Origin of the sequence: Corynebacterium sp. NPDC060344 (assembly GCF_042725215.1) — a bacterium.
Lineage (GTDB): Bacteria > Actinomycetota > Actinomycetes > Mycobacteriales > Mycobacteriaceae > Corynebacterium.
In genome coordinates, this window is sequence record NZ_JBHXCS010000039.1 from 1 (window position 1) to 1,800 (window position 1,800).

The following is a 1,800-nucleotide window of genomic DNA, read 5'->3' on the forward strand; positions in this document are numbered from 1 at the left end:
GGTCAGGGGCGGTCTTCGACGGGCCGCCCCTCGACCGTGCGACAGCGTCGCTGGTAATGGCAGCGTGCGGGGCAGCCTTCCCCCGTGATCACCGCACGTGTTGCCGAGCAGTGGAACCTGGAACTGGACGACCTCTTCGTGAACATCGGCCATCGCTTCGGCCGGGTGGAACCACGCCGCCGCATGCGCGACTACGTACGCGGCCTCCTTGCGCCAGTGGCCCGGAAGAACAGCTGGCAGCTGGCTGAACAGGCAGGCCACGCAACCCCCGACGGCCTGCAGCACCTACGCGCCGCAGCGAAGCGGAACCCTGACGACATCCGCGACGACCTGCAGGAATACGTCGATGGTGTCCCGTGGAGTGGTGTACCGGATCTTGGCTGAGAAGTGCGCCGTCGTGGTGTGCCCGCGTGCATCGGCTGTTGGTGAACGCTCCCTGAGAACAGGCAGGCCACCGTGCAACTGTCCTTGGTGAACGGCCAGTTCAACCCAAGGAGCGCACGGTGGCCTTGTCCCAGCATGACCTACTTCGCCTGCTCGAGTCACTACGTTCGACGGACGGTCTTGAACTCGTCCGAGAGGTCGCCGAACGTCTGCTCCAAGAGCTGATCGAGGCCGAGGCCACCGCGAGGATCGGCGCCGATTGGGGTGAACACACCGAGGCCCGCACCGCCTATCGCAACGGGCACCGGGAGAAGACCCTCACCACACAGGCCGGTGATCTGGAACTCGCTATCCCGAAACTGCGGGCCGGCAGCTTCTTCCCGAGCCTGCTGGAACGACGGCGCCGTATTGATCAGGCCCTATACGCCGTGATCATGGAAGCGTACGTCCACGGCGTGTCCACGAGATCCGTCGATGACCTGGTCAAGGCCCTGGGTTCGGACACCGGGATATCGAAGAGTGAGGTCTCCCGGATCTGTGCCGGCCTCGATGAACAGCTCGAGGTGTTCCGCACCCGGCCTCTCGATCACATCCGGTTTCCGTACCTGTTCCTCGACGCGACCTACGTCAAGGCACGGGTTGATCACCGGATCGTCTCCCAGGCCGTGGTCATCGCGACCGGGGTCACCGAGGACGGCGGGCGTGAGGTCCTCGGCATCATGGTCGGCGACAGCGAGACCGAGGCCTTCTGGTCCCAGTTCCTTCGTCACCTGCGCGAACGCGGTCTCACAGGCGTCCGCCTGGTGATCTCCGACAGTCACAGCGGACTGGTCAAGGCCATCCGGAAGGTCATGATCGGTGCCGCCTGGCAGCGCTGCCGCGTCCACTTCGTCCGCAACGTGTTCTCCGTGATCCCCAAAGGCTCCGCGGAGATGGTCGCCGCGACCATCCGCACCCTCTTCGCCCAGCCCACCGCCGAAGCCGTCCGATCCCACCTCGACACCGTCGCCGACATGCTCGGCGGACAGTTCCCCAGGGTCAGGGAGATGCTGCTGGGAGCAAAGGAGGACCTGACCGCGTTCGCGGACTTCCCCCATCAGCACTGGAAGAAAATCCAGTCGACGAACCCGCTCGAGCGCCTGAACCGGGAGATCAAACGACGCTCCGACGTCGTCCAGGTCTTCCCCAACACCGCCGCCGTCAGCCGCCTGGCCACCGCCGTCCTCACCGAACTCCACGACGAATGGGTCGCCTTCCCCCGCCGCTACCTCTCCATCGAAAGCATGGACAGCCTCTATCCGGACACCAACGCCAACCTGCCTGGCACCATCCAGTGATCAGCTACACCACCACAAGGGACATGACCCGGCCCGCATCGCCCACCTCCTGGGCCTGGCGCCCTCGACCGTGCACTTG

At 65.3% G+C, this 1,800-nt stretch carries 2 protein-coding genes; both read left to right on the top strand.

The genetic code is table 11. The features are described 5' to 3' along the window. Window positions 1-84 precede the first annotated feature (84 nt). Complete coding sequence (locus tag ACFWGD_RS13215; protein WP_377779146.1) at window positions 85-384, top strand: hypothetical protein; 300 nt, start codon at window positions 85-87, stop codon at window positions 382-384. Window positions 385-509: 125 nt separating this feature from the next. Beyond that, window positions 510-1,721, top strand: a complete 1,212-nt coding sequence (locus ACFWGD_RS13220) for an IS256 family transposase (RefSeq protein ID WP_377779147.1) — start codon at window positions 510-512, stop codon at window positions 1,719-1,721. Window positions 1,722-1,800 lie beyond the last annotated feature (79 nt).